General features: G+C 59.6%; 29 protein-coding genes. 5 read left to right on the top strand and 24 right to left on the bottom strand.

Going from position 1 to position 20,497, the window contains the following annotated elements:
- Window positions 1-211: 211 nt before the first annotated feature.
- The 4 genes from BCY88_RS39695 to BCY88_RS34285 all read left to right on the top strand — a co-directional run bounded on the left by BCY88_RS39695 (window position 212) and on the right by BCY88_RS34285 (window position 2,253).
- Window positions 212-871 (top strand): hypothetical protein, encoded by a 660-nt coding sequence (locus BCY88_RS39695; RefSeq protein ID WP_147408599.1) that lies wholly within the window; start codon window positions 212-214, stop codon window positions 869-871.
- Between the two features lie 393 nt (window positions 872-1,264).
- Window positions 1,265-1,627, top strand: coding sequence for a hypothetical protein (locus tag BCY88_RS34295; RefSeq protein WP_147408598.1), 363 nt, complete (start codon window positions 1,265-1,267; stop codon window positions 1,625-1,627).
- Window positions 1,628-1,649: 22 nt separating this feature from the next.
- Window positions 1,650-1,952, top strand: a complete 303-nt coding sequence (locus BCY88_RS34290; RefSeq protein ID WP_120348535.1) for a BrnT family toxin — start codon at window positions 1,650-1,652, stop codon at window positions 1,950-1,952.
- The gene (locus BCY88_RS34285; protein ID WP_120348534.1) at window positions 1,918-2,253 is read left to right on the top strand and encodes a BrnA antitoxin family protein; all 336 of its coding nucleotides are present in this window, start codon (window positions 1,918-1,920) and stop codon (window positions 2,251-2,253) included. The genes BCY88_RS34290 and BCY88_RS34285 overlap by 35 nt, the downstream gene beginning before the upstream one ends.
- Before the next feature lie 270 nt (window positions 2,254-2,523).
- On the opposite strand, the gene BCY88_RS34280 is transcribed toward BCY88_RS34285, so the two are convergent.
- On the bottom strand, window positions 2,524-2,718 hold the full coding sequence (locus BCY88_RS34280; protein WP_147408597.1) for a hypothetical protein: 195 nt from the start codon (window positions 2,716-2,718) through the stop codon (window positions 2,524-2,526).
- A gap of 559 nt (window positions 2,719-3,277) precedes the next feature.
- Here BCY88_RS34280 and BCY88_RS34270 point away from each other — a divergent pair.
- Window positions 3,278-3,700: an NUDIX hydrolase gene (locus BCY88_RS34270; protein WP_120348531.1), complete on the top strand. Its 423-nt coding sequence runs from the start codon at window positions 3,278-3,280 to the stop codon at window positions 3,698-3,700.
- A gap of 405 nt (window positions 3,701-4,105) precedes the next feature.
- Here the strand turns inward: BCY88_RS34270 and BCY88_RS34260 are convergent, their stop codons facing one another.
- The 23 genes from BCY88_RS34260 to BCY88_RS34150 form a co-directional block, all read right to left on the bottom strand.
- A complete protein-coding gene (locus BCY88_RS34260) occupies window positions 4,106-5,155 on the bottom strand; it encodes a winged helix-turn-helix domain-containing protein (protein WP_120348529.1) in 1,050 nt (349 codons plus the stop codon).
- 63 nt (window positions 5,156-5,218) lie between these two features.
- Window positions 5,219-5,569, bottom strand: a complete 351-nt coding sequence (locus tag BCY88_RS34255; protein ID WP_120348528.1) for a hypothetical protein — start codon at window positions 5,567-5,569, stop codon at window positions 5,219-5,221.
- Between the two features lie 16 nt (window positions 5,570-5,585).
- Entirely contained in the window at window positions 5,586-5,867 is a 282-nt protein-coding gene (locus BCY88_RS34250) for a hypothetical protein (protein WP_120348527.1), read from the bottom strand.
- Window positions 5,864-6,343 carry a DUF2778 domain-containing protein gene (locus tag BCY88_RS34245; protein WP_120348526.1) on the bottom strand — a complete coding sequence of 160 codons (480 nt, stop codon included), beginning with the start codon at window positions 6,341-6,343 and terminating at the stop codon, window positions 5,864-5,866. Before BCY88_RS34245 ends, BCY88_RS34250 begins: the two co-directional genes overlap by 4 nt.
- Window positions 6,344-6,393: 50 nt before the next feature.
- Complete coding sequence (locus BCY88_RS34240) at window positions 6,394-7,458, bottom strand: phage late control D family protein (RefSeq protein ID WP_120348525.1); 1,065 nt, start codon at window positions 7,456-7,458, stop codon at window positions 6,394-6,396.
- Window positions 7,455-8,162, bottom strand: coding sequence for a phage tail protein (locus BCY88_RS34235; protein WP_120348524.1), 708 nt, complete (start codon window positions 8,160-8,162; stop codon window positions 7,455-7,457). The genes BCY88_RS34240 and BCY88_RS34235 overlap by 4 nt, the downstream gene beginning before the upstream one ends.
- Before the next feature lie 6 nt (window positions 8,163-8,168).
- Window positions 8,169-10,778 (bottom strand): phage tail tape measure protein, encoded by a 2,610-nt coding sequence (locus BCY88_RS34230; RefSeq protein ID WP_120348523.1) that lies wholly within the window; start codon window positions 10,776-10,778, stop codon window positions 8,169-8,171.
- A gap of 2 nt (window positions 10,779-10,780) precedes the next feature.
- Window positions 10,781-10,894: a GpE family phage tail protein gene (locus tag BCY88_RS34225; protein ID WP_120348522.1), complete on the bottom strand. Its 114-nt coding sequence runs from the start codon at window positions 10,892-10,894 to the stop codon at window positions 10,781-10,783.
- A gap of 8 nt (window positions 10,895-10,902) precedes the next feature.
- Window positions 10,903-11,283, bottom strand: a complete 381-nt coding sequence (locus BCY88_RS34220) for a phage tail assembly protein (protein WP_120348521.1) — start codon at window positions 11,281-11,283, stop codon at window positions 10,903-10,905.
- A gap of 79 nt (window positions 11,284-11,362) precedes the next feature.
- Complete coding sequence (locus tag BCY88_RS34215; RefSeq protein WP_183081524.1) at window positions 11,363-11,872, bottom strand: phage major tail tube protein; 510 nt, start codon at window positions 11,870-11,872, stop codon at window positions 11,363-11,365.
- A 28-nt stretch (window positions 11,873-11,900) separates the two neighbouring features.
- On the bottom strand, window positions 11,901-13,076 hold the full coding sequence (locus tag BCY88_RS34210) for a phage tail sheath protein (protein WP_120348520.1): 1,176 nt from the start codon (window positions 13,074-13,076) through the stop codon (window positions 11,901-11,903).
- Between the two features lie 62 nt (window positions 13,077-13,138).
- Window positions 13,139-13,723, bottom strand: a complete 585-nt coding sequence (locus BCY88_RS34205) for a DUF4376 domain-containing protein (protein ID WP_120348519.1) — start codon at window positions 13,721-13,723, stop codon at window positions 13,139-13,141.
- Complete coding sequence (locus BCY88_RS34200) at window positions 13,720-15,378, bottom strand: hypothetical protein (protein ID WP_120348518.1); 1,659 nt, start codon at window positions 15,376-15,378, stop codon at window positions 13,720-13,722. Before BCY88_RS34200 ends, BCY88_RS34205 begins: the two co-directional genes overlap by 4 nt.
- Window positions 15,375-15,944 carry a phage tail protein I gene (locus BCY88_RS34195; protein ID WP_120348517.1) on the bottom strand — a complete coding sequence of 190 codons (570 nt, stop codon included), beginning with the start codon at window positions 15,942-15,944 and terminating at the stop codon, window positions 15,375-15,377. The genes BCY88_RS34200 and BCY88_RS34195 overlap by 4 nt, the downstream gene beginning before the upstream one ends.
- Entirely contained in the window at window positions 15,937-16,848 is a 912-nt protein-coding gene (locus BCY88_RS34190; protein ID WP_120348516.1) for a baseplate J/gp47 family protein, read from the bottom strand. Before BCY88_RS34190 ends, BCY88_RS34195 begins: the two co-directional genes overlap by 8 nt.
- Window positions 16,845-17,204 (bottom strand): GPW/gp25 family protein, encoded by a 360-nt coding sequence (locus BCY88_RS34185; protein WP_120348515.1) that lies wholly within the window; start codon window positions 17,202-17,204, stop codon window positions 16,845-16,847. The genes BCY88_RS34190 and BCY88_RS34185 overlap by 4 nt, the downstream gene beginning before the upstream one ends.
- Window positions 17,201-17,839 (bottom strand): phage baseplate assembly protein V, encoded by a 639-nt coding sequence (locus BCY88_RS34180; RefSeq protein WP_259461604.1) that lies wholly within the window; start codon window positions 17,837-17,839, stop codon window positions 17,201-17,203. Before BCY88_RS34180 ends, BCY88_RS34185 begins: the two co-directional genes overlap by 4 nt.
- A gap of 142 nt (window positions 17,840-17,981) precedes the next feature.
- The gene (locus tag BCY88_RS34175; RefSeq protein ID WP_220669715.1) at window positions 17,982-18,452 is read right to left on the bottom strand and encodes a phage virion morphogenesis protein; all 471 of its coding nucleotides are present in this window, start codon (window positions 18,450-18,452) and stop codon (window positions 17,982-17,984) included.
- Window positions 18,449-18,868 carry a phage tail protein gene (locus tag BCY88_RS34170; RefSeq protein ID WP_120348512.1) on the bottom strand — a complete coding sequence of 140 codons (420 nt, stop codon included), beginning with the start codon at window positions 18,866-18,868 and terminating at the stop codon, window positions 18,449-18,451. Before BCY88_RS34170 ends, BCY88_RS34175 begins: the two co-directional genes overlap by 4 nt.
- Window positions 18,861-19,103, bottom strand: coding sequence for an Rz1-like lysis system protein LysC (gene lysC / locus BCY88_RS40150; protein WP_259461603.1), 243 nt, complete (start codon window positions 19,101-19,103; stop codon window positions 18,861-18,863). The genes BCY88_RS34170 and lysC overlap by 8 nt, the downstream gene beginning before the upstream one ends.
- A complete protein-coding gene (lysB, locus tag BCY88_RS40590; RefSeq protein WP_120348510.1) occupies window positions 18,991-19,425 on the bottom strand; it encodes an Rz-like lysis system protein LysB in 435 nt (144 codons plus the stop codon). Before lysB ends, lysC begins: the two co-directional genes overlap by 113 nt.
- Window positions 19,422-20,228, bottom strand: coding sequence for an N-acetylmuramidase domain-containing protein (locus BCY88_RS34155; protein ID WP_120348509.1), 807 nt, complete (start codon window positions 20,226-20,228; stop codon window positions 19,422-19,424). The genes lysB and BCY88_RS34155 overlap by 4 nt, the downstream gene beginning before the upstream one ends.
- Window positions 20,225-20,497 (bottom strand): phage holin family protein, encoded by a 273-nt coding sequence (locus BCY88_RS34150; RefSeq protein ID WP_120348508.1) that lies wholly within the window; start codon window positions 20,495-20,497, stop codon window positions 20,225-20,227. Before BCY88_RS34150 ends, BCY88_RS34155 begins: the two co-directional genes overlap by 4 nt.

Below are 20,497 nucleotides of genomic sequence, written 5' to 3'. Positions count from 1 at the left end.
CTGATCCTCTTGCCTGGATGCTCGAAAGCGAAGGCCGCAGCCCTTCGCAAGCAACTCCTGCAATCGAAGCGATCCAGATACGACCATTGAACAGCTACTTGATACGCGCAGCTTGCGCTGTTCGGCGTGGAAACGTTTGGGAAACGCTTGCCCCGTAGTGTCGTCGCGATGACCTTGCAAACCCGTATTGAAATTTTATCAAGAGGATGACATGTCATTTTGGCAAAACATTGCAAGCTATATCGGCCCAACGCGTTTTGGCGTACAACTTTGGGATAAATTGGCTCTAGCCCAAGATGACGACGGTTGGGTAGCAGGGTTGACCATGGCGACATATTGGGATGGTCAGAATTATTGTTTGTCGAATGATCTTAATAAGAATTATCTGTTAGAAGAAAAATCGGTCTACTTTCTGTCATGGGCGATTGACGATGTGACGAAGGTAACTTTCGAGACGCTGAATAATTTCGATTATTTCCTGACTTCAGAGTTTTCGGGATGCCGTTTTGTTGTCACCGATGTCGGCGTGGCTCACGTTGCATGGAGCGCCGGAGGGGACAGGGAAAATGGCATTGGAACCCAGGATCGGCGCGATCTTTCGGAATATCACAAACTAGGTTACGCCCCCGAAAAACGCGGTGCACCTAAATACAGGAGGAAATTGTCGTTCACCAGTACCACAGGAGATTTAGACGATTATTTGGCGGCAGTCAGCACTAACAATAAGGGTCAATCGTACGAAGGTGGAAATCGAGCGCTGGTTTTCGGATATCGCGTTCACGGCGGCTGGTCCTTTAAAGTGTTGCGGTATGACGAAAATGTCGGGAGCAAAACAGGAACCTGGTCGAATTTCGCGTGTGTCTGGGCATAAGCAGAAAATGAATCTCGGGCTTATCGAGGTTGCCATCACATTTTATCCGCCGGGCCGGCGCTGCGCGTCTGAGGACCGACGCGCTGGCTGCGTGCTCGCATGCGTCTTGGTAACTTGATAACGATCCATAACCGGCATCGAGCCGCCGAACGTGAAGGCTCCAGCGCGCAGAGGAGTTGTGGACGGCGTCGGTGACGCCGTCGTGTATTGGTTTTGTTTGCGGTTGTTCTAAGTTAATTTGACATAAGATAAATTATCAACAATTAAGTGGCTAGTTAAATAAGAGAGCTGGCTCACGCCGGCTCTTTCCGCTTGGTATTTGTATGTTTTATGTAAGGTATGCGTGGGCACCTCAGGGGCGTGCCTTCTTCAATCTCTTACAAGAAAAGCACCATGAAATATCCGAACCTCCGATATGGCAACCCACGCGAAATGGCGTACTACGCGCAGGGCCGCAACCTTAAAGATCTCGCGCGTGAGTTACGCCGATCCGAGCGCAGCGTGCGCGACTGGCTGTCTGGCCGGGAGCGCGTGCCCTGGTGGGTGCCAGAGCTTTTGAGGCTCCGCGACATGGAACATGACCTACGCCTTCGTCAAATGAACATAGGTCGCCTCGCTCCGCGCCTTGGCGTCGTTGGCGAGCCACCCTCAAATGTCTCGCGCTTACGCCCGTTGATTGGTGACAACCTCGTGACTGACTCCAAATCGACCAAACCGGCTGCGGACGAACAGGAAATGTCGCCGCGCGTCGCCTGACCTTGCATCTGCTATTTACCGTATGTACAATAAATCAAATGGGATCGAATTCGACCCGGCCAAAGACCAGATCAATCGCAGCAAACATGGTGTTTCACTCGCGCTCGCCGAAAGCTTCGAATGGGACAGCGCACTCGATGCGCTTGACGACCGATATGCGTACGGAGAACCACGCTTCATCGCTTACGGCTTGATCAGCGATCGCGTTTACTGTCTGGTCTATACATTGCGTGGCGAAACGCTACGAGCCATCAGCCTTCGCAAGGCAAACAAACGGGAGGTGAATGATTATGTTGAGCAAGCGCACTATCGTGATGCCGAGTGATGAGGAAGACGCGGCGATCAATCGCGGCATCGCGGCAGATCCCGATGCGCGCGAGCTGAGCACTGAAGAAATTCGGCGCATGCGACCAGCACGTGAGACGCTTCCGCAGCGGATCGGCGAAGGTGCTGCGGCCGAACTGCTGAAACGCCGCGGCCGACCGCCGGCCGACGTGACCAAGGTTGCAACGAGTGTTCGCTACGATCGCGATGTGCTCGACGCTTTCCGCTCGACCGGTGAAGGCTGGCAGACACGGATGAATGACGCCCTGCGCGACTACGCCAGATCGCACGGCATGATGTAACGAAAGCCCGCTTCGGCGGGCTTTTTCCTTTTCCTCTACCGAATTATTCTCGGAGTCGTCTCTCCCCTGCTTCCCGATTCTCAGCTACGGCTCGACGAACGGCTTCCAGAAGGTCGAGGTGTGCTTCAGGGGCGGGGGCTTCAATCAGCTTGCGCGGAGTCCTGGCGCGGAGCTTCAGTGTCACACCGTAAAGTTTTTGCGGCGCAGTCATAGTTCGTCTCCGACTTCGATGACAGTCAATTCGGACGACAGGCTCGGTTTTGCTTCTGGTTACCGAAAATCACGCTTGTGAATCTTTACTGAATGGAGAGCTGGGGGCTCCGCTTGTGTCGTGCGGATCCAAGCCTCGTCGGCGCGTTGCTGGGCCGCCTTAACGGTATATGCCACCCCTTGCTTGCCTTTCGGATCTGGCGAAAACGTCAAGGTCAGACCTGAAAACGTCCGGCGGATGGTCTTGCTGACCATGGTGTGCTCCGCGTTCATATCGGAATAATCAGTCTAGGCGTTTACGCGAAACTCGCGATACTGCACGTTTACACAGTAGTTTGGCAAATCCACTATGAAGCCGGGAGAGCGCCTCAAGCTGCCTGGCCGCCACTATCGCGCGACTTGATCGCCAGCATCCATAATCCTGACAGCGATCTATCGCCGTTTGTGGTGGAGTTCACGCCCTGCGTATGTGGCGGCAAACAGGCCAATGAGCAAGGCAGCTACGGCCAACGCTTCGTCTTGCCGTCCGTGGGGTACCGACGACGTCGCATAGAACCAGAGGCCTATTCCGATTGTCGTCATGAATATGCCAAAGATAAGCCCCCACACCGGCCCCGCCGTATCGGAGCTTCCTAATCTGTGAGACATTTTCATCGTTATACTCCCCGTCCCGCACCGACATTTCTGTTGCCGCACTTGCGAGTTCCGCATTGGCACGGTCTGAGAAAAGCTTACGCGGTCAAAAGGTCGTCATCAATAAGCTAAATTACCACTAAGGCCATTTAGAGTTTTGCGATCAAACAGACAGACACCAATGAAAGAAAGGGCAACCGTTTTATGTGTCCGGGACGACCGTATCCTCTTGGTTGCAAGACTGAGGTCAAGATGGGCGCTTCCGGGCGGCCGAATCCGTCGAGGTGAGGCGCCTCATGAAGCCGCGCTGCGTGAGCTTGAGGAGGAAACGACACTCGTCGCAACCGAACTGACGTATCTTTTCCAGTTCAGCGGATTTAACACGCTGCACCATGTATTTTTCGCCGACGTGGCGCATCACTCGGTTGCGCAAGCTAGCAATGAGATAGCCAGATGCAAATGGTTCGCTCCGGTCAAGATCAGGACGCTTTCTACAAGCATACCGACCACGGAAATCGTCGAGCTTCTTTTTCGACACATGGCCGCTGTCAAACACGACGCTTTGCAACAGATATTGGAGCAAGTCGGAGCTGAGCCCTCATGAGCCGCACATACCGTTATCAGGGGTTCGACGTCGAAGTGGCCGTTGAATCCAGACTTCCATTGGAAAGGCAGCCCCCTACGAGAGAGGCGGGGTACGTTGCGATCGTGAGGATTTGCAAGGCTGGTGCCGCGGTAGCCGTTTTCTCCCCCATGCGTTTTGGGGAGTCCCACGGTAAGCCATTTCCAAGTGAAGCAGATGCGCTCATGGGCGGTTTCAGCGCGGCACAGCGGATCGTCGATGATCTGTTTCATTCATAGTCAGCCGATCAGCGGACAAAACGACTTCGATTGATCTGCTAGTGCTGCCGTCGATCGAAGCTTTGAACGCTGTTCGCGATGCATTGCAGCGCTTCCGCGCTGCCGCTACAGCCTCACATGACGAGGCGCCAGGACCAGAATGAATTGATCATCTGCGGCGTTTGGCAAGCAGATCCGCCACCCCCGCACGGGTGGCAACTTCCCAGATATACCCGCTGGAATATTCGACGCCGACTCGCCGATGAATTGCGGCGCGCAAATGTGCATTCGTCCAGTAGTCAGCGTCTATGCTTTGCAGACGAGGCGACTGTTTGACTGTCGCGGCAATCCATACCAGCATTTCAGCATTAATCGTGAGGCGCTTCTTCTCCGTGCGCTCCTTCCTCGGTCGCATTCTGTGGGTCAACCCGAGCTTCCCGACGAGCGTTCTCACATGCCCGTTGGAGTGGTAAACACCGAACGTTTCCTTGATCAGCTTCTGAACATCCCCGTTTCTCCAGAGTTCGGTTTCATAGCCGTGGACCATGGGGGAGCCTTCCAATGCTGCCCCTAACCACCCGAGAGCCTCTGAGCCAAGAGTGGCTTTGCGCCCCGATGACCTGAGCCGGTCAAGAGCCTTGACTCCGTCAGCAACCACCATTGATTTGTATTTTGCAATGGTGCGCGTGCTCATGTTCAGCGCTTTCGAAACGTGCTCAACAGTTTCCCCATTCAGCAACATTTTTGCAGCAATCTTCCGGCGCTCGGCATAGACGTCGCTCTGTGACGTGTGAGCGGTAGTGGCCGGCGTTGTTTCCGTCGTTGAATAGGTGAGCCGGTATGCGAGGCCGTAGCCCCGAACCAGGTTGCCAACATGCGTCGCTGAAAACTGGACACCGAAGTGTTGAAATATCAATTCACGCAGCCGCGCTATGGTCCAGGTCGGCCCCGGATAGCCGTGAAGGCCGGGCGAATGCTTGATCGCGCTAACGAGCCAGCTTTGCGAAGCATCATCCAGACGCGGAAAGCTCCCATGAAAACGAAGCTGTGCCAGTGCTTCAGGTCCGTCTTTTTCTAACAGTTTTTTGTATTTACTTACGGTCGGAAGACTCAGCCCGGTCTTCCTGGATACGGCGCTGATACCTTCACCACTCAACAGCAACTCGGTGGCGAGAGCCCTTCGGCGGGCCAGTGGACCATCGTCTATAAGTTTACTCATCGTCTTTTGCGGGGGCGATTTTTGATTGTGTCGCTCTTGAGGTTCGACCGAGATTAAACCGCCCTAGCCTCCTTTCAACTTGAGTTCGCACGCTGCATGAATCGTTCGCACAATCGGCGACCGGTAGTCCATGCGCCAGCCATCAGTGAACAGTTGCGCCAGCGAATTCGAATCTGCGGATTCGGGCAGCTCGGCAAAATCCAGCGCTACCCTTTCCGACAGGGCGCCAAGATGTACGCGATCCAGCCAGCTGGTGTGAGCGCCGTTGCCTCTTAGCCAGATGTTCAGCAGCTCCACCACATGGTCGGTTCGCAGCCAATCGCCAGTACGCGCTCGCGCGACAAGTTGCCCTGCCACCAGATAGCAGAGCAGTTCAGCGCGGGCTTCGTTGTCAAGGTTGCTCAAGTCGATCATCTATGCGACCCAGAAACTATTTCCCCACACGGGCCAACAGCGCGCGACCGCCACGTATCGCAAGCCAGATAACCACGGCAGTCGATGCGATTGATGCGAGCAATATGAAAATAAGCGTCAACGTTTCCATATCGTCAACATTGTCCAGTTGTCTAAGGCCCAGAGCTCGCAAGACAAACTGAATCGCATCGGTAAGCGGAGTCATCTCATATGGCAAGCCGGCGATGTAACGGGCTAACAGATCACCGAGAACCACAGTTACCACGACGTAAACGGCCACGCGCGCGAGCCTTTTCATTGCACGTCCACCCAACCGTACGCCTTAAGAGAGCTGCCTGGGACTGGCCACGTTGCGCCCTGCTTCCTCAGGGACGCCGCAAACTGCGCAAAACTATGTGGGCTGGTGAGCGTGATGCAACCTTCGCTCAAGCCTTGTGGCCCGATCGGGTGCAAACGGAACTGGCCGCGGTGGACACCATTAATGATTGTCGTATCGCCGGTTTTTTCTCGCCAGAGAGCAAACCATTGATCTCGATCGGTGCCATAGCCGTATTTCCGGACAACGTCGTAAAGCCAGCCGAGATGGCCGCCGGATTGCCGGTCAACGATGTAATAGCGCCCCGGCGGCAGAGGCCCAATCATTTCCTTTTCGACGGCGGCCGGATTATCTCTACCGCTATCGCGGCCAGAGAACGCAACAAAGTTGCCAATGCCTGCGCACTGCAGGACAGACGTCGGTTTGGCGTTTAGCTGAAAGGTGCATGCAACAGGCATAAACGGCCTCGATTTGCTATTTTATGGCCGATAATTTACCAGAGGATTTACTAACCGCCCTTGCGAAAATGTGATCGGTGCCGGTCAGTGGTCGGGTCGTCGCGCACTTCCATTTCTAACGACGTGCTAAGGCCGCCATCGCCGTTAAGCGTGTGCGCTGCCTCTTTCACAAGCCAGGGCGTTTCGTTGATTTCTGGCTTGAATCCGGCGACGTTCACAGGCAGTTCCGGGAAAATCTCTGGCCGACCGAGCGCGAGCTGGTAAGACAGCGTCGCCTGACTGCGCTGCGTGCGTGCAAACTCGGCCTGAGCGGCCGCCCGCGCTTCGGCTTCGGTCGCATAGTCTTCCGGCAGCACTTTCACGTTGCGGTTGTTGTCGCCGCCGATGATGACCGACTTACGCTTACCCTTGGTGTTTGAGTGGTAGTGCGCCCGCACGGCCGAATAGCTCTCACGCTGCGCGACGTGATAGCGGTGTGAGTCTCCGTCAGCGCGCGTCAGGTTCAGCACGCTCAACGCTTTGCCGCTCGCCGTCCTGCCGCTGCCGATCGGCATGAACAGCAGGTTCAAATCCTTCACATTCATCACGGCGTCGTAACGCTTGGCGAGCCGCGTCAGAAAAGACATGTCGCTTTCGTGCGTCTGGTCGATGTGCGCGATCACGACCTTGGCGAGCGCATCGGCCACCGCAGCTTTGAGCGAATGGCGGCCGGCAATGGCGCGCACGATCGAGCCGATAGTCTGCGCGTGCCAGCTCTGTTCGCGCCGCTCGTGCATCTGATTTGTCATCGACGCCGACCGCGCGCGGATCGTCAGGATATCAGGGGTGCCGCTATGCTCGACTTCGTCGACGGAAAACGTCCCTTTATCGACTAGCGGTTCGCCGATCCATCCGATCGCGACCTTGATGTTTGCACCACGCTTCGGAATGGCGAATGTGTTTTTCGAGTCGTCGATGACGAGATCGATCGTATCGGCTTCTTCGCTGCGTGATTCCCTGAGCGACAGGCTAATAAGGCTAGGGGCGATCAGGCGGGACAGATCGCGGCCATCGAGCGTAATACGGTAATCGGCTTGCGGTTGCCGCCGCGCGATCGCGGGGGTCTGGTCGGTCATGCGCCGCCCGATTTTTCGAGGATGTAGGAAACGACGCCGGCAATTGCTTCGCCATTACCAGACGAAATATCCTTGGCCGCGCCGAGCGCCTTGTCGAGCGCTGCGCCATTGCCGGTGGATAGCCCCTTGATTGTGGCTTCTGCGGCTCCCGGCGCCATGGTTGCTGCCACCGTAATCGCGCCCGCCTTGATGCTGTTGAGCGACAGGTTTTTGACCCTGTCCACCGCATCGGATGCCACCCGAGAAACGGCCTTGATATCGTTCAGCCGGCTTGCGGCCGCGCTCTCCGTTTCCTTTCCGTCGCCCTGCTGTGCAGCCAGGGTTTCATCGGCGACGCGCTTCAATGTCAGGCTGAATTCGATCTTGCGGGGGATGCCTTCGGGCGTGTGATACGTGGCCGTTTCGTTCAGGCCATCGATGATGAACGCGCCGAACACCGTTCCCACCCCATCGACCAGAACGTACGCATCACCTACGTCTCCCATTTTGGCGAGATCGTCGAGCGAGGCGCGCGTCCCGATTTTGTTGTCCGCCGCGACCATGCCGTTAAGCGTGATCGTGTCATCACCGGGCGCGACATACTGGCTCGCCGCGCGGACGCCAACGCGTGAGCTGGTGGCGTGCTTCCAGTTGCGCTGACGCTGCAGCTCCTTGTACGGGACGGTCGTGAGACTGAAAACGAAATGGTCGAGTGACAGCATCATGTCGGATTACTCCTTGTCAGACAGGCGCGAGCCAATGCGCGATTGCTTCGCACGATCGCGGCGATCCAGCGCAGCCTCTACCGCGCGCGCGATCGCGGCCGGGTCATCGCCTGGCGCCGGATAGATATTGATGATGGTTTGCCCTGCAGCGCCAGCGCCGGCCGCATTACCGCCCGCTGGCGCCGTTCTGAGGGGTGGCCGGGCATCAAATGGCGCGGTGGGCCGAACGAGCGGCACGGCGGCCGTATTGGCGAGCTGCGCGCCGGCCGCGATCGCCGGCGAGGCGAACGAGGTCGCGGCGACCGCAGCAAGGCCGATCGCGGCCTTGGCTACCCTGCCCTGTTCGTTCTCCATGCCGATCGCCGCGCCCTGGCTGACGAACCCGCCCAGCTCGCCGAAAACGCGACTCGGGCTATGGATGCCAAGCTTTTCCTTGAACCATCCAACGGTCGAGTCAGCGACGCCGACGATCGTGTCTTTCACCGCTCCCAGCCCGCCGGTGATGCCATTTACGAGGCCGGCAATGATGTTCGAGCCGAATGTCGCGAACTGTGCCGGCAGTGCGCCGAACCATGCGGCCGCCGTGGCGAACGTCGAGCGGACACCATCCCAAAGGCCGCCAAAGAAACCCTTGATCGGCTCCCAATACTGATAGATCAGGAATGCGGCGAGCGCGATGCCGGTAATCATCAGGCCGATCGGGTTCATCAGCATCATCCGGCCAACGAACATGAGTGCCGAGCCGAGCATGCGGAACGCGCCCGCACCAAGGCCAAGCACGCGCGCGAGAATGCCGCCCTGCATGCCGAGTGTGGTCATGCTGAATTTGAGAATCGCCATCGGGCCGAGAATGCCAGCGAGGGCAATCGTCAGCGTGCCAGCGACGACGAGCAACGCCGCCAGCACGGACAGCGTGACGATGATCGCTTTCGCGGCCGTACTGTGTTCATGCATGAAGCCGACGACTTTCTCTGTCGCGGCGGCCGTGGCCTGCAGGCCCGCGTTATAGACCGGGGAGACTTTCTCACCGATCTCCATTTTCAGATTACGCAGTTGCGCGAGCGCTGCGATTTCGCGGCCGGCCGTGATTTGCTGGCCCTTGGTGTTCAGCTCGTCGATGCCATCCGCGCCGGCGTTGAGCTTTTCGTTCTTGTGAATCTGTTCCTTCTGCATGTACATCGTCGTGAACAGATTCGCCGCGGTGCGATTCGTAAAAATCGTCGCGATCATGTCCTTGACCTTGTCAGGGTCGGTGATGCCTTTCTTCGCCAGCTTCGGCAGCAGAACCTTCTCAAGCCATTCAAGTGGCGAAGCCTTGAGCATGTCGCCGCCGGCGAGCGCGCCCGGTCGAATCTGTTTAATCATGCCGATCTTGTTGTATTCAACTTTTTTCTTATCGAGCAGATCGAGACCCATCATGACCTTCGCGGCCTTGACGGTTGTTTTCCCCTGGTAGACGTTGCTGTAAGCGGACATCAAACCGGTGCCGACAGCGTGCCCGCCCATTTCCTGAATAAGCGGCTCCATCTGGTAATAGAACGCGTCCTTGCGCATCTGTTTGGCCGCGACGCCGCCAGTCTGGATGAAGTTGCGCCACTCGTCGCCGCCCACGCGGCCGCCGGTGGCCGTCAGGACTTTCTGCACCATGTTCGCTTCGTCCTTGAACGTGGCTTCGTTCTTCGTGCCGCCTCGCAGCTCGATCACCTTCAGCATGTTCATGAACTTTTCTTCGTTCGCGTGCGCGTCCTCAGCGCCGAACATGGCTTCATTGGCAAACTTCATTTTGCCGAGAGTCGGCATCACCATCTGCGCGTGATGTTCGTCCGCGAAAATCGTCAGGAAATCGCGCATCATGGTGAGGTTGTCGGTCGTGCTGGTGCCGTACACCTTCATGGCGCGGGCGTACTTGACCGCGTCGGCCGAGGCATGATCTCCGAGACCGAGCGCCTTGATGCGCATCCCTTCGTTTTCCGCCTTCTTCGATTCGTCCAGCGTCTCGCGCAGATCGCCGAAAAGGTGCATGCCGGTGGCTTTCGCCGCATAGCCGCCGACCGCCATCCCGGCGGCCACGCCCTGCATGGTCTGCATGCTTTTTCGCGCGGTCGCGACGCGCCGCTCGCGCTCGCTGATTTGCTCGAGCTTTGCGGCCTGCGCGCTCATGGTCGAGGTGGTCGCGGCCATGTTGGCGCGCAGCTCGCGCTCATGCCGTGACAGGTTCCGCGTGTTGATGCCGGCGGATTCGAGTTTGGTGCGCAGATCGTTGACGGCCTGTGTCTGCGCCTTGTGTTGCTGCGAGGCAGCGCGGGCCGCTTCGCGTGCGCCCTGCAGGTCCGCAATCATCCTTTGCGATGGCGGCCCCATCGCGCGCAGCGAGTCGGCCAGCTTCTTCACATTGCCGCGCGCCGTGGCGAGCTGCGTGCCGGTGGCGTCGAGACCGGTACGCATTTCTCGGAACGAGGCGACGGCCTTCTGAGTCTTGCCCATTTCGGCCAGCTCGCGCCGGGTGTCCTTGAGCGAGTTGGCAAGCCCCTTATGACCGGCCAGCATGTTTTTAAGGGGCTTCGTCATGTTGTCGATCATGTCGAACATGACGCGAAGTTTCAGGGCGTTATCCATCGTTATTCGCTTCCGCTTCGTTGGCGCGCACGTTCGCGCCACTCCATTAACTCGTCGAGGTGAAACTCATCCATCGCCGCCGGCATCCAGCCGAATACCGTGGCGATATCGGCCATCGGGTCTTCTACGCGGTCAGGGATGCCACTTTCGAGGCGATTGCCTTCGTCATTAAAAAACCGGAAAAGATGCCCCCCAGTTGCACCAGATCAGCCGGGTCAAGGTTTGCCACGTCCTGTTCGGTGAGCGTCGGCGAGCTGATACGCGGCAGCACGCGCGAGAGCGCCGCAACGTCGAGATTGACGAGGTCCGACAGTGTCACGCCGCGCAGCTCGCCCGACTTCGGCCGGCGCAACGTCACTTTCGTGATGGTCTGACTGCCGCGAACGATCGGCTCGTCGAGGGTGTAGCTGTTCGGGTCTTCCTGCACTTCGGTGACGCCGGCGGCCGCGAGGTCGTCGGCTTGCGTGATGTTGTTTGCGGTCAGAGTCGTGTTGGCTTTGCTCATGGTCGGGTCTTCTGTAGTGAGTGATGGTGGTGAGGCCTGCCCGATCAATCAGGCAGGCCGGCAAGGGATGGTGGCCGGGTTACAGGCCGATCGCGGTACGCAATGCGGCCAGCAGATCGGTGCCGTTGATCTTTTCGATCATGTTGACAAAGTCGATTTCGATAATGTCCTCACCATTGATGGACAGCTTGTAATAGCTCGCGACGGTCGTCACCTTGAACGCGGTGTCATCCTTCGCTTTGGCGGTGCCGGGATCGATCTCCATGTGACGCCCCTTAACGACTACTTCGACCGAGTCGTAAGTGCTGGAATCTTCGGACTGGTAGCCGCCGGCGAAACGCAGCTGCACGCCGTCGTGTGTGGTGATGCCGTACTGTTTCAGCACGTCGGCCATGATGCCGCCGCATGTCCACTCCATCTGGATACCTTCCTGGCCGAAATCAACCTTGATCGGGCCGCTCATGCCGCCGCCCTGGTAATCCTCCATTTTTCGCGTGAGCTTGGGCAAGGTCACTTCGGCTACCTGCCCGCGAAAGTTGTTGCCGTTCTGGAACAGATTGAAGCCCTTGAGTTTGCGAGGCATACCCATGTTTGTTTTCTCCTGGTTGTGCCGGTGCTTACGCGTTCACGCGGGCGGCGAAATCGGCGAGATAGCGGTCGGTGATGCGCTGGCGCAACGTGAGGTTTTCCAGCGGGGGAACCGGCGTGTAGTCGTAATCGACGTAGGCGTGACCGTCCTGCAGTTCGTCCGTTGTGTTCGGCTCCGGGTCAAACCATGACGTGCCGCCGATCAGGTAGCCGAGCGAAATCAGGCTGCGGAATTTGCCGTTGATGCTTTCGATAATGTCGCGCATCAGTGACGGATTCAGCGGGCCATCCACGACCGGCATTTGCGCCTGTGCGATCGAATCCTTGAGAACCTGCGCGGTGCGCGTGTAGTTCTCAAACTTGAACTTCGGTTCGTCCGAGCAGGTACGCGAACCCCAGAAGCGATAGCCATCGTGATTGATAAGCGTCGTCACTTCCTGTTCGTTCAGGTAGTTCGCATCGGTCGCCGGGTCTTGCAGATCCCACGACACATCGGCGCTGATACCGGTCACGCCGTTGACGGCGACATTGGACAGCGTCTTGTGCCAGCCAATTTCGTTATCGATCTTCGCGCGCAGACCCATCGCATACGCCACGGCCGGGACTTCAACCGTCGAGCTGGTCGTGTCGTCCCACGCGAGGTAATTCGGCCAGATCATCATCAGCTCACGCGCGGCGAACTGTTTGCGGTAGGTAGTGGCTTCTTCCTTGGTTTTGCAGCCGGTTGCCTGCGAGTAGATAAAGCCGCCGAGCGATTGCGCGATCGGAATGAGTGCCGTGGTCACGGCCTGCGTGTCGAGGAACGGAGCGCCGAGGATGCGCGGCTTCATGCCGAACTTCGCCTGTGACGTGAGTAGCGCTTTCATGCCGGTGTACTTGCCGGCGGCCGTGACGGTGCCGATCACATTGCTGGTCGTCTCGGCCGCGTCCTTGCCTTCTGCAACGCGCACAACGATCGTGAAAGGCTTCGTCTGCGCGCCGATACCCGTCAGTGCCTTGCGAAGCGTGCCTTTTGTGCCGGCCTTGCCGAGTGCCGAAACGACATTCGTCAGCAGCACGGGCGTGTCCATGGGAAAGGTTTCGGCGTCGGCATCTTCGGCCGTGCAGACAAGGCCGAGTACTGCCGTCGAGACCGTGCGGATCGGGCGCGAGCCCTGATTGATTTCGTAGACACTTACGCCGTGGTGATATTGGTCCTGCGCCATGTTTGATGCTCCAGGTTGTGAGAACAGAGAGAGAAAGGCGAATGCGCGTGGATGCTTCGCGATCAGGTCGCCGCAAAGATCGCGTTCACGGCTTCAACCGTGGCCGCTTCGTTGACCAGCCGGATCAGGTCCGCATACTTCTGCTGTGCTGCGCGCCGGTATGCAACCCAATCCACGTTCACGGCCTGCACCTGTGCGGCCGTGTGTTCGGCGAATGCCCACGTGCCGCCCTGTGCGCACCATAGCGGCGTCGTCCATCCGGCTTCGCCTGCGTTCCACGCTGCGGCCTGCACGGCGCTTTGAAGGTTGAGCTGGTCAGTACCTAGCGAGGGGTATGCGGTCTCGATGGCCAGCGCCGACGACGCGAAGCCGCCAACAATCTGCGCCTGACATACGGCCGCCAGTTCTGCGACGCGATCGGCTTTCACTTTCTCAAGAGAAGGCGCTGCCGGTGGCAGGTACTTCGCAACAATCGCGGAACCATCCTTGATGGCGGACACAAGCGCCGCGAAAGAGTCGGGCGTCTCCGTGGGGTGAATGTGGTACGGGTAGCCGCCAAAAGTCCCCACGTAGCCATCAGCGTTCGGTGTCGCCGACGACTCCGTGACGTTGGGCAGAAAGCCCATCTGTGCGAAAGTGATATTCATTGTGCGATCCTCCAGCAGAAGCCAGACGCCTGGGAAATGCCAGGGCCGCCGGCAGCCGCGCCTGTGAGCAGAACCGTACCGCCGGCCGCGATGCCGACGCCGCTCTGTGCGGTTGTCTGGTTGAAGTAGAAATAGGCCCAGGTGCCACCAGGCGGTAACGACATCGCGCCATTCGTGCCGGCCGAAATCAGAAGGCTGGTCCATTGCCCAACGCCAGCAGTATTGGTCGGCTTTACCGCCGAGCCGACCGCGCCGGCGCCACCGATGCCGTTCCACGATGTGTTGTCAGAGACGAGAATCACGCACGCGTTTGGCGGCAGAACAATCACCGATGTGCCGGACCCGAATGCGGAATTGAAATTCCCGCCGGGCACGGAAAGCGTCTGCGTGCCGGTCGAGTTGTTGTACATCGGGAGCAAGCTGCCGGCCGACACCGTACTCGGATGCGGCAGTGTCGAGGTGATGCCGCCCACCGAAGTCTGAAATTCGTATCCGACCTGATTCGCCGGGATCGTCGACGAAGTCGATAGGCTGATTGCCCCCTTGAAATTCCCGATAAGAAACTGAAGAAATGCAAGGCCCGCTTCATTCGAATACAGCGACGAGGAAGAACCCAGCTCAAGCTTTCCGCGCGTGAAAGCGATGCCGCCTACCGATGCGGAAACGCCTGTCAGGACGAAACAGGCCTTCACATATGCGGTTTTGGCCGGCGTGGTGCCGGTGATTGAGTAGCGCGCGCTGGCCGTGCCATTTGCGATGGTGAGCGACTTGACGGCAGAAAGCAGTTCGTTACTGCTGTTGTATGCGTTAAGAACCAGTTGAACGGTGCCGGCATTCACGCCAGAAGTGTTCACATCGTAGGCAAGCGACAGCGCCACGTTAGGGCTAACCGGAACCTGTTCGCTGTTCTGACTCTGCGTGACAGCCACGAGCGCAGCAGGATTGCCGAAGTAGGTGCCAGTTGCGCCGGCCGTGTCGGTCAGCGCCGACAGGCCGGCGGCCATTGTCCATCCCAACGCGCCAAACTCGGCCGACCCGTTACGGAGCAGATTCGGACAATTTGCGCCGTCCACCTTGCCGGAAGCAGACAGGCCGGTAACCGACAGCGCGCCCGAAATCAGCGTGCGAATCCACGAGGTGTTAGGCACGGCGTTGCTGTTGTCGGATGCCGCCGGCGCAACCGTCCTGCGAATGCCGCCCGGGTTGTCGGTCAGCACGTATCCGCCCTTGCCATCGTTGAGCGTCGAATCGTATTCAAGCGCGAACTTGCCAACGATTTCGCCGCCTGAAAGCGGTTGCCCGTCGAGTCCGTACACAGGCGACGGCGCGATGCCGTCCTTGGCCGGGTTCGGCGTGAATGTCGTCGCACCCTTGTTTGCCGTCTGCACGCGGCCCCGGAACACCTGACCGTCAACCACTTCCGGCACGGCGGGCGTGTAAGACGCGGTGATCGCATTCGCGGTTCCGCCGGCGAGTACATAGGTTTTCGACACGCCGAGGATTTCGGCGATACGGTTGCGCAGATATACGGTGCGGTTCGCGAGCTGGCGCGGCGGGATGTTGTCAACCCCATCGGGGCCGCCCATGACGGAATCCGAGGTTTCGAATTGCCGGATACCGGGTTCCCACAGGTCTTTTTCAGCCAGGTCAGTCATGCGGTAATACTCCCTCTGTTGTATTGGCCGTCGTATCGGCCGACGCCGTTGTGACGAAGCGGTGAGGCCGTGTAATCGAGCTTGTAAAGTTCCGAACGCTGCGGCGCGTATCGTTCGAGAACGGCTTTCAGGTTCTCCGCCTGGTCACGGGTGATAGGTCGCCCGAGTCGCACGATGTATTGCGCCCATTGACCGTTTTCGCGGCCGTGAGCCCAATCGCCGTTATAGGTAGCCGTGCCGTCGCGCCGGCGCACGTTGCGCCCTTCGATCAACTCCACTTCGCCAAAGCCAAGCCGGCGGATAACTTCACGGATCGCCCAGGGCGTGCCGCGCTTCTGGTGCAGCGCGATCGCGGCCTTGATAAGTGCGCGGCGTGCGTCGTCGGACTCGGCCAGCTCCCAGCCATCCACGGAAACCTCTGCCGCCAGATACGGCAGCAGCTCAGACGGACATTTGTCCGGGTTCCAGTAATCACGGATCGGGATCGGCATTTCGTCGACGACAGCCAGCGCGGTCGCGGTGCGCTTTTCCAGCGTGGTCGCATTGGGCGGCAGAAGCCTATTCATAGACGCCACCCCATACGATCTCAACGCCTTCGCAGTACGAGGCCTGCGTGGGGCCGATATCGAGGTCGCCGGCCGGTTCAAGCAGCTCCGTTTTCGACAGGCCTGCAGCTTGGCAAACGCCCTTGATGGCGGATTCAGCGACACCTACACCGATGCGGTGAGCGGTGACGGCGTAAGCCTGCGTGTTCTTGATGGCCTGCGCGATCAGAACGTCTGCGCCAACGGCCGAGCGCGTGTAACCCTTTGCACGAATCCGGTAACGGATGATCTCGGCCGATGCCGCGGTGACCGTGTCATTAAGCGGGCGTTGATCTTCCGCACTCAACGCAGCTTCGACAATGTCGATCAGATCACGGCCGGCCGTGCCGTCGCCTTCGCGCGAAAGGACAGTCACCAGCACGTCGCCGGGAACCGGGCGCGAGCTTCTGGCGTCAAGAATGCGGGCATCAGCCGCGCGCGCCTTCGACACGTAGGCAGCGCTCGGACCGGCGACGCTAAACCCCTGCGGCGCGAGCTGGATGCGTTCGCGCAAGTCGTCGTCATCTTCGTCAACTTCGGCGATGTTGTTCGCCGGAACGGCCTGTGTGATAACGAGGCGTTTCAGGCCAAAGAGTGCCGCGCGCTGGTCGAGGTCGTTGCCTTTCGCAAACGCAAGCATGACCGCACGGATCGCGTCATTGACGCGCTGGCGCCAGACCAGTTCGCGATAGCTGTTTTCCTGCAGCAGCTTCGAGAGTGGTTCAGATTCAAGCGCCAGCGTGGCGGCTATCTCGGCTTGCTCGTCGGCCGGCCATAGCGCGATCATGCTGGCCTTTCGCGTCGCATAGATCGTTTCGAAGTCGAGCATTTCGAGCGCGTCAGGAATCGGCAGGCTCGCGAGGTCGATCAGGGCTGACGTGGTCATGCGACATTCCCAAGGTTGAACGGCGCGCGCGTTCGCACCGCATCGCCGGATACGGTCGTAAAGCCTTCGATCTCGATGAACGCTTTGCCGTCCATCTCCGATTCGTCGGCCACGAGCTGCACGCGCGTGAGCGTGATACGTGGTTCCCACAACATCAGGGCCGTGGCGATCGCGGCATAGAGGCGTGTGCGGGTCGCGCCGTTGCTCGCTGCATCGACGTAGGAAAAAAGATCAGAGCCGAACGTGCGGCGCTTGACGCACGAGGCGAGCGGCGTCCCGATGATCCTGCCCACGGACTGATACAGGTGATCGAGGTCGGCGATTGCGCGGCCGGTGGTGGCGTTCATGCCTTTCATAGCGGTTCGCTCACTGGCTTGCCGTCGCCCTGTTCCATGTGCGTGTGATGCGCCCCGCTCTTGCCGCCGGCGATCACGTCATCGCTCACGGCGACAGTGCCGGCAATGATTGCAGCGGGGCCGCCATTTGCGCCGGCCTTACCGCTCATGCCACTTTCGAAAACGAACGCGCCTTTAACAAGCATGTTTCCTGTGACGGTTGTCTGTTTGGCATCGAGCGTCACGGCGTCGGCTTTCACGGTTGCGGTCTTGGTCTGCACGTTGACTGCGCCGGGTGCGACGATCAGCACGGTCGCGCCGGCCGGCAGTTCGACTTTGAGCGAGTGAGCTGCATGGTCGTATTCCACGATCGCGCCATCGGGATAGGCGCGCAAATGCTTGTCGGGACTATCGCTAGGGGCCGGGTAATCGTCGGATGACAGGCCGCAGAGAACAACGCCTTGCGCCGGGTCACCCATCGGGCAAAAGAGAATGACCTGTTCGCCTTCGGTCGGCGGGTTCCATTCGCGGGTTTTACCGGCGCGCAGCGAAAGAAACGGCAGCCAGTTCGTTTGTAGGCCTTCGCCGTCCGGGTCGTCGGCATTGCCGACCGACACGCGGCACGTGGGCGGGTTGCTGGTGAGGTCAACTTTCATCACTGACCCCTTGCGGATCAGATTGATGATGAGTCGGCGGATTTCGTTAGCGTCCATCCGGCCATGTTGCCGGCCGCACGCGCGCGATGCGAGCTATGCCGTGTGTGACGGGTTTGGGTACAAATGCCCCTTGAAACAGGGGCTATTTTGCGATGTGCTTCAGCAACATATCGCGGATCAGCTCGCGTTCTTCATGGGTGAAGCCGAGCAGAACACGAGCTGGGTATTTGTATTCGACGCCGTGCGGTGCGACGCGATCAGTCTCGCCGTACTGGTGAACACGCGCCACGCGCGAGATGCGGCCGGCGAAGCCGAGCGCGAGCCCGTTAGAATCTGCCTCCGTCCTGAGATAGCGCGCGGTGCGCAGCTTCGCAAACATCGCGGCACGTTTGATGCGGCCGCGCTTGTCGCGTAGTTTGCCGTCCGGTTTCCGGCGAGGTTTGCGCGCGTCGTATGCGGTGCCGTCCGGGTTCTTCTGCGAGGCGATGCGCGCCTGCTGGCTGCGGCGCAGCTCGCGCGCAATGTCACGCATCGCGGCCCGCCGTGCGGCCGGTTCGAGCTTGCCGAGCAGGCCGCCCAGGAACCTCTCCACGGCTTGCAATTCATCCATCAGGGGGCCACCCAATCTTCGGCCGCGTCATCGACGTGCGTCACGGTGCGCTTGCCGTCCGCATCGACAGACACGACGACACTTTCTGTCAGCGTCAGCTTGATCGAGATATCGACCGTCGAATTGCTCAGAATGTCGATCTCGTAGGTGATGCCGTTCGCGCGCTCGTCAGGGTTCGTCACGAGATCAGGCTGGTTCTCCCGAACCCAGGCGACAAGCGCGATAAAAACGTCGTCCGCTTCGCCGGCGAAGTCGAGCAGGAGCGCATTGCACACATACCGGTATTCGAATGACAGCGAGCGGCCGCCAGTGGCCGCGATCGAGCCGCGATCGATAAAGACGGTTAGCGCGTCGGGATTGACTTTGAGAGAAGGAATAGCCGCGACGAGTGCCGCGCGTAGGCTGGCCGGTTTAATCATGATCGGCCGCCGGTGCCGTGCGGTTCGTGCCTTTCGCCTGGCACGTCACGACCATGTCGACCTTGGCCGCGCACGTCGCCCAGGCGGCTTTTGCGATGTGTAGCGCCCCGTCGAGATCGCCGTTAGTGCTGGGTGCCATCGCCGGGAATGTGCAGCGCGTCACCGTCTGGCATTCCTGCAATGTAATCGTCGGCGCCGGTGAGCGCGGGACTTGTGTGCATGCGGATAACGTCATCAGGCAGACGGGTATCAGACCATGCGCGAAGCGCGGCGTTTTCATCGAGCAATCTCCGGTTTTCCTGCTGTGTGGCCGAAAGCGTCGTTGCGATCGCGCCTTGCGTGCGATCGAGCTGCGCCTGCTGTCTGGCCTTGTCGGCGGCGTCCTGCTGCAGACGTCTGATCGTGCCGTCCCGGTCGGTAACGTCCTGTTGACTGGTTTCGAGCTGGTGCGCGGTGTCGGCCAGCTCGGCGCGCAGCTCACGCACATACAGCACGCCGACGACGAGCGCCAGCAGCACGACGACGCCGGCGATGCACTTCGCGGCGAGCGCGTTCATGCCGCTGCCTTGTCAGGGCCGGCGTACTTGAGCCACGCCTGCGCGAGCTTCGCGTCGTACAGGTTGCGGGCGTAATCCGGGCCGTTGTAGCCCTTGGCGAACGCCGCCCACTTCCTGGCCTTCAGAGCGGCCAGCAAGCCCGCATCGGCCGCCACAAAGCGCACGAACGCATCGAGCTGGTCGGCTTCGCCGTTCTCCATGCGAGCAACGAAATCATCGACGCTCGAATACTTCAGGCGCTCCCAGTTGTTGCCCATGACCTGAAACGCGCCCCAGCTCGCCGACTCATAGGCCGCGACCGGGTCGATCAGCTCGGCCGTCGCAAGGCGTGTGTATTCCGCTGCGCCGCCCTGATAGCCGCCTGTCGCCTGCGAACAGATATTCGGATACTTCGCGGCGATCGGTGCCGGGTCGATGCCGCGCGCCTGCAGCCGTTTCCAGAAAACGTGGCGTTCAAACAGGATTTTCGGGCGGCCGTCGAGCAGAAAGCCCGATCCACGAGACTCCACCTCATTGACTGCGCGCACGCTTGCGCGTGGCACGCCCAGCTTGTCAGCCGCTGCGACGAGATCGGCGATCGACAGGTGCTTCGGGTCGCGCTGGCCGGTCGCGAGTGTGACCAGCGTCTTTGGACCGGCGACGCCATCGTCGACGAGTCCTGTTTTCTTCTGTAGCGCGATCACCGCGGCTTCGGTCGCGTCGTCGTAGACGTGCGTCACGGTGAGCTTGTAGCCGGCGCGAATCAGGCGGCTTTGCAGAAGGCCAACATCCGCGCCTAGGTCGCCGAAACGGTGCGTTTTCATGGTTCGTCACTCCGCAGAAGGCGCGCGACATTTCCGCGCGCGCCAAACACAAACAGGGCCAGCAGAACAGCCGTACCAGCTTCGAAGAAACCGACTTCGGCCGCGTGCATGGCCAGCTCGATCGCCGAGCCGCCGGATACCGCCACAAGCGCCCAGGCGACCCACGAAACGCGGTGCCGGTGCCGTGCGCCGTTCTTCCGGTAGGTCAGCACGCGCACGAGCGCTGCGATGTGCGCCGCCAGAGCGATCAGCGCGAAAGAGATGTGCAT

The organism is Paraburkholderia fungorum, assembly GCF_003610895.1.
GTDB lineage: Bacteria > Pseudomonadota > Gammaproteobacteria > Burkholderiales > Burkholderiaceae > Paraburkholderia > Paraburkholderia fungorum_B.
The sequence above is the reverse complement of the archived record's forward strand: the minus strand, read 5'-3'. Positions and strand labels throughout refer to the sequence as shown.

Excerpts from the sequence above, each read along its gene's own strand:
- BCY88_RS39695 (WP_147408599.1), top strand. The coding sequence starts at position 212 with ATGTCATTTTGGCAAAACATTGCAAGCTATATCGGCCCAACGCGTTTT.
- BCY88_RS34295 (WP_147408598.1), top strand. The coding sequence starts at position 1,265 with ATGAAATATCCGAACCTCCGATATGGCAACCCACGCGAAATGGCGTAC.
- BCY88_RS34290 (WP_120348535.1), top strand. The coding sequence starts at position 1,650 with ATGTACAATAAATCAAATGGGATCGAATTCGACCCGGCCAAAGACCAG.
- BCY88_RS34285 (WP_120348534.1), top strand. The coding sequence starts at position 1,918 with ATGTTGAGCAAGCGCACTATCGTGATGCCGAGTGATGAGGAAGACGCG.
- BCY88_RS34280 (WP_147408597.1), bottom strand. The coding sequence starts at position 2,718 with ATGGTCAGCAAGACCATCCGCCGGACGTTTTCAGGTCTGACCTTGACG.
- BCY88_RS34270 (WP_120348531.1), top strand. The coding sequence starts at position 3,278 with ATGAAAGAAAGGGCAACCGTTTTATGTGTCCGGGACGACCGTATCCTC.
- BCY88_RS34260 (WP_120348529.1), bottom strand. The coding sequence starts at position 5,155 with ATGAGTAAACTTATAGACGATGGTCCACTGGCCCGCCGAAGGGCTCTC.
- BCY88_RS34255 (WP_120348528.1), bottom strand. The coding sequence starts at position 5,569 with ATGATCGACTTGAGCAACCTTGACAACGAAGCCCGCGCTGAACTGCTC.
- BCY88_RS34250 (WP_120348527.1), bottom strand. The coding sequence starts at position 5,867 with ATGAAAAGGCTCGCGCGCGTGGCCGTTTACGTCGTGGTAACTGTGGTT.
- BCY88_RS34245 (WP_120348526.1), bottom strand. The coding sequence starts at position 6,343 with ATGCCTGTTGCATGCACCTTTCAGCTAAACGCCAAACCGACGTCTGTC.
- BCY88_RS34240 (WP_120348525.1), bottom strand. The coding sequence starts at position 7,458 with ATGACCGACCAGACCCCCGCGATCGCGCGGCGGCAACCGCAAGCCGAT.
- BCY88_RS34235 (WP_120348524.1), bottom strand. The coding sequence starts at position 8,162 with ATGATGCTGTCACTCGACCATTTCGTTTTCAGTCTCACGACCGTCCCG.
- BCY88_RS34230 (WP_120348523.1), bottom strand. The coding sequence starts at position 10,778 with ATGGATAACGCCCTGAAACTTCGCGTCATGTTCGACATGATCGACAAC.
- BCY88_RS34225 (WP_120348522.1), bottom strand. The coding sequence starts at position 10,894 with ATGGCCGATATCGCCACGGTATTCGGCTGGATGCCGGCGGCGATGGAT.
- BCY88_RS34220 (WP_120348521.1), bottom strand. The coding sequence starts at position 11,283 with ATGAGCAAAGCCAACACGACTCTGACCGCAAACAACATCACGCAAGCC.
- BCY88_RS34215 (WP_183081524.1), bottom strand. The coding sequence starts at position 11,872 with ATGGGTATGCCTCGCAAACTCAAGGGCTTCAATCTGTTCCAGAACGGC.
- BCY88_RS34210 (WP_120348520.1), bottom strand. The coding sequence starts at position 13,076 with ATGGCGCAGGACCAATATCACCACGGCGTAAGTGTCTACGAAATCAAT.
- BCY88_RS34205 (WP_120348519.1), bottom strand. The coding sequence starts at position 13,723 with ATGAATATCACTTTCGCACAGATGGGCTTTCTGCCCAACGTCACGGAG.
- BCY88_RS34200 (WP_120348518.1), bottom strand. The coding sequence starts at position 15,378 with ATGACTGACCTGGCTGAAAAAGACCTGTGGGAACCCGGTATCCGGCAA.
- BCY88_RS34195 (WP_120348517.1), bottom strand. The coding sequence starts at position 15,944 with ATGAATAGGCTTCTGCCGCCCAATGCGACCACGCTGGAAAAGCGCACC.
- BCY88_RS34190 (WP_120348516.1), bottom strand. The coding sequence starts at position 16,848 with ATGACCACGTCAGCCCTGATCGACCTCGCGAGCCTGCCGATTCCTGAC.
- BCY88_RS34185 (WP_120348515.1), bottom strand. The coding sequence starts at position 17,204 with ATGAAAGGCATGAACGCCACCACCGGCCGCGCAATCGCCGACCTCGAT.
- BCY88_RS34180 (WP_259461604.1), bottom strand. The coding sequence starts at position 17,839 with ATGAAAGTTGACCTCACCAGCAACCCGCCCACGTGCCGCGTGTCGGTC.
- BCY88_RS34170 (WP_120348512.1), bottom strand. The coding sequence starts at position 18,868 with ATGATTAAACCGGCCAGCCTACGCGCGGCACTCGTCGCGGCTATTCCT.
- lysC (WP_259461603.1), bottom strand. The coding sequence starts at position 19,103 with ATGACGTTATCCGCATGCACACAAGTCCCGCGCTCACCGGCGCCGACG.
- lysB (WP_120348510.1), bottom strand. The coding sequence starts at position 19,425 with ATGAACGCGCTCGCCGCGAAGTGCATCGCCGGCGTCGTCGTGCTGCTG.
- BCY88_RS34155 (WP_120348509.1), bottom strand. The coding sequence starts at position 20,228 with ATGAAAACGCACCGTTTCGGCGACCTAGGCGCGGATGTTGGCCTTCTG.
- BCY88_RS34150 (WP_120348508.1), bottom strand. The coding sequence starts at position 20,497 with ATGCACATCTCTTTCGCGCTGATCGCTCTGGCGGCGCACATCGCAGCG.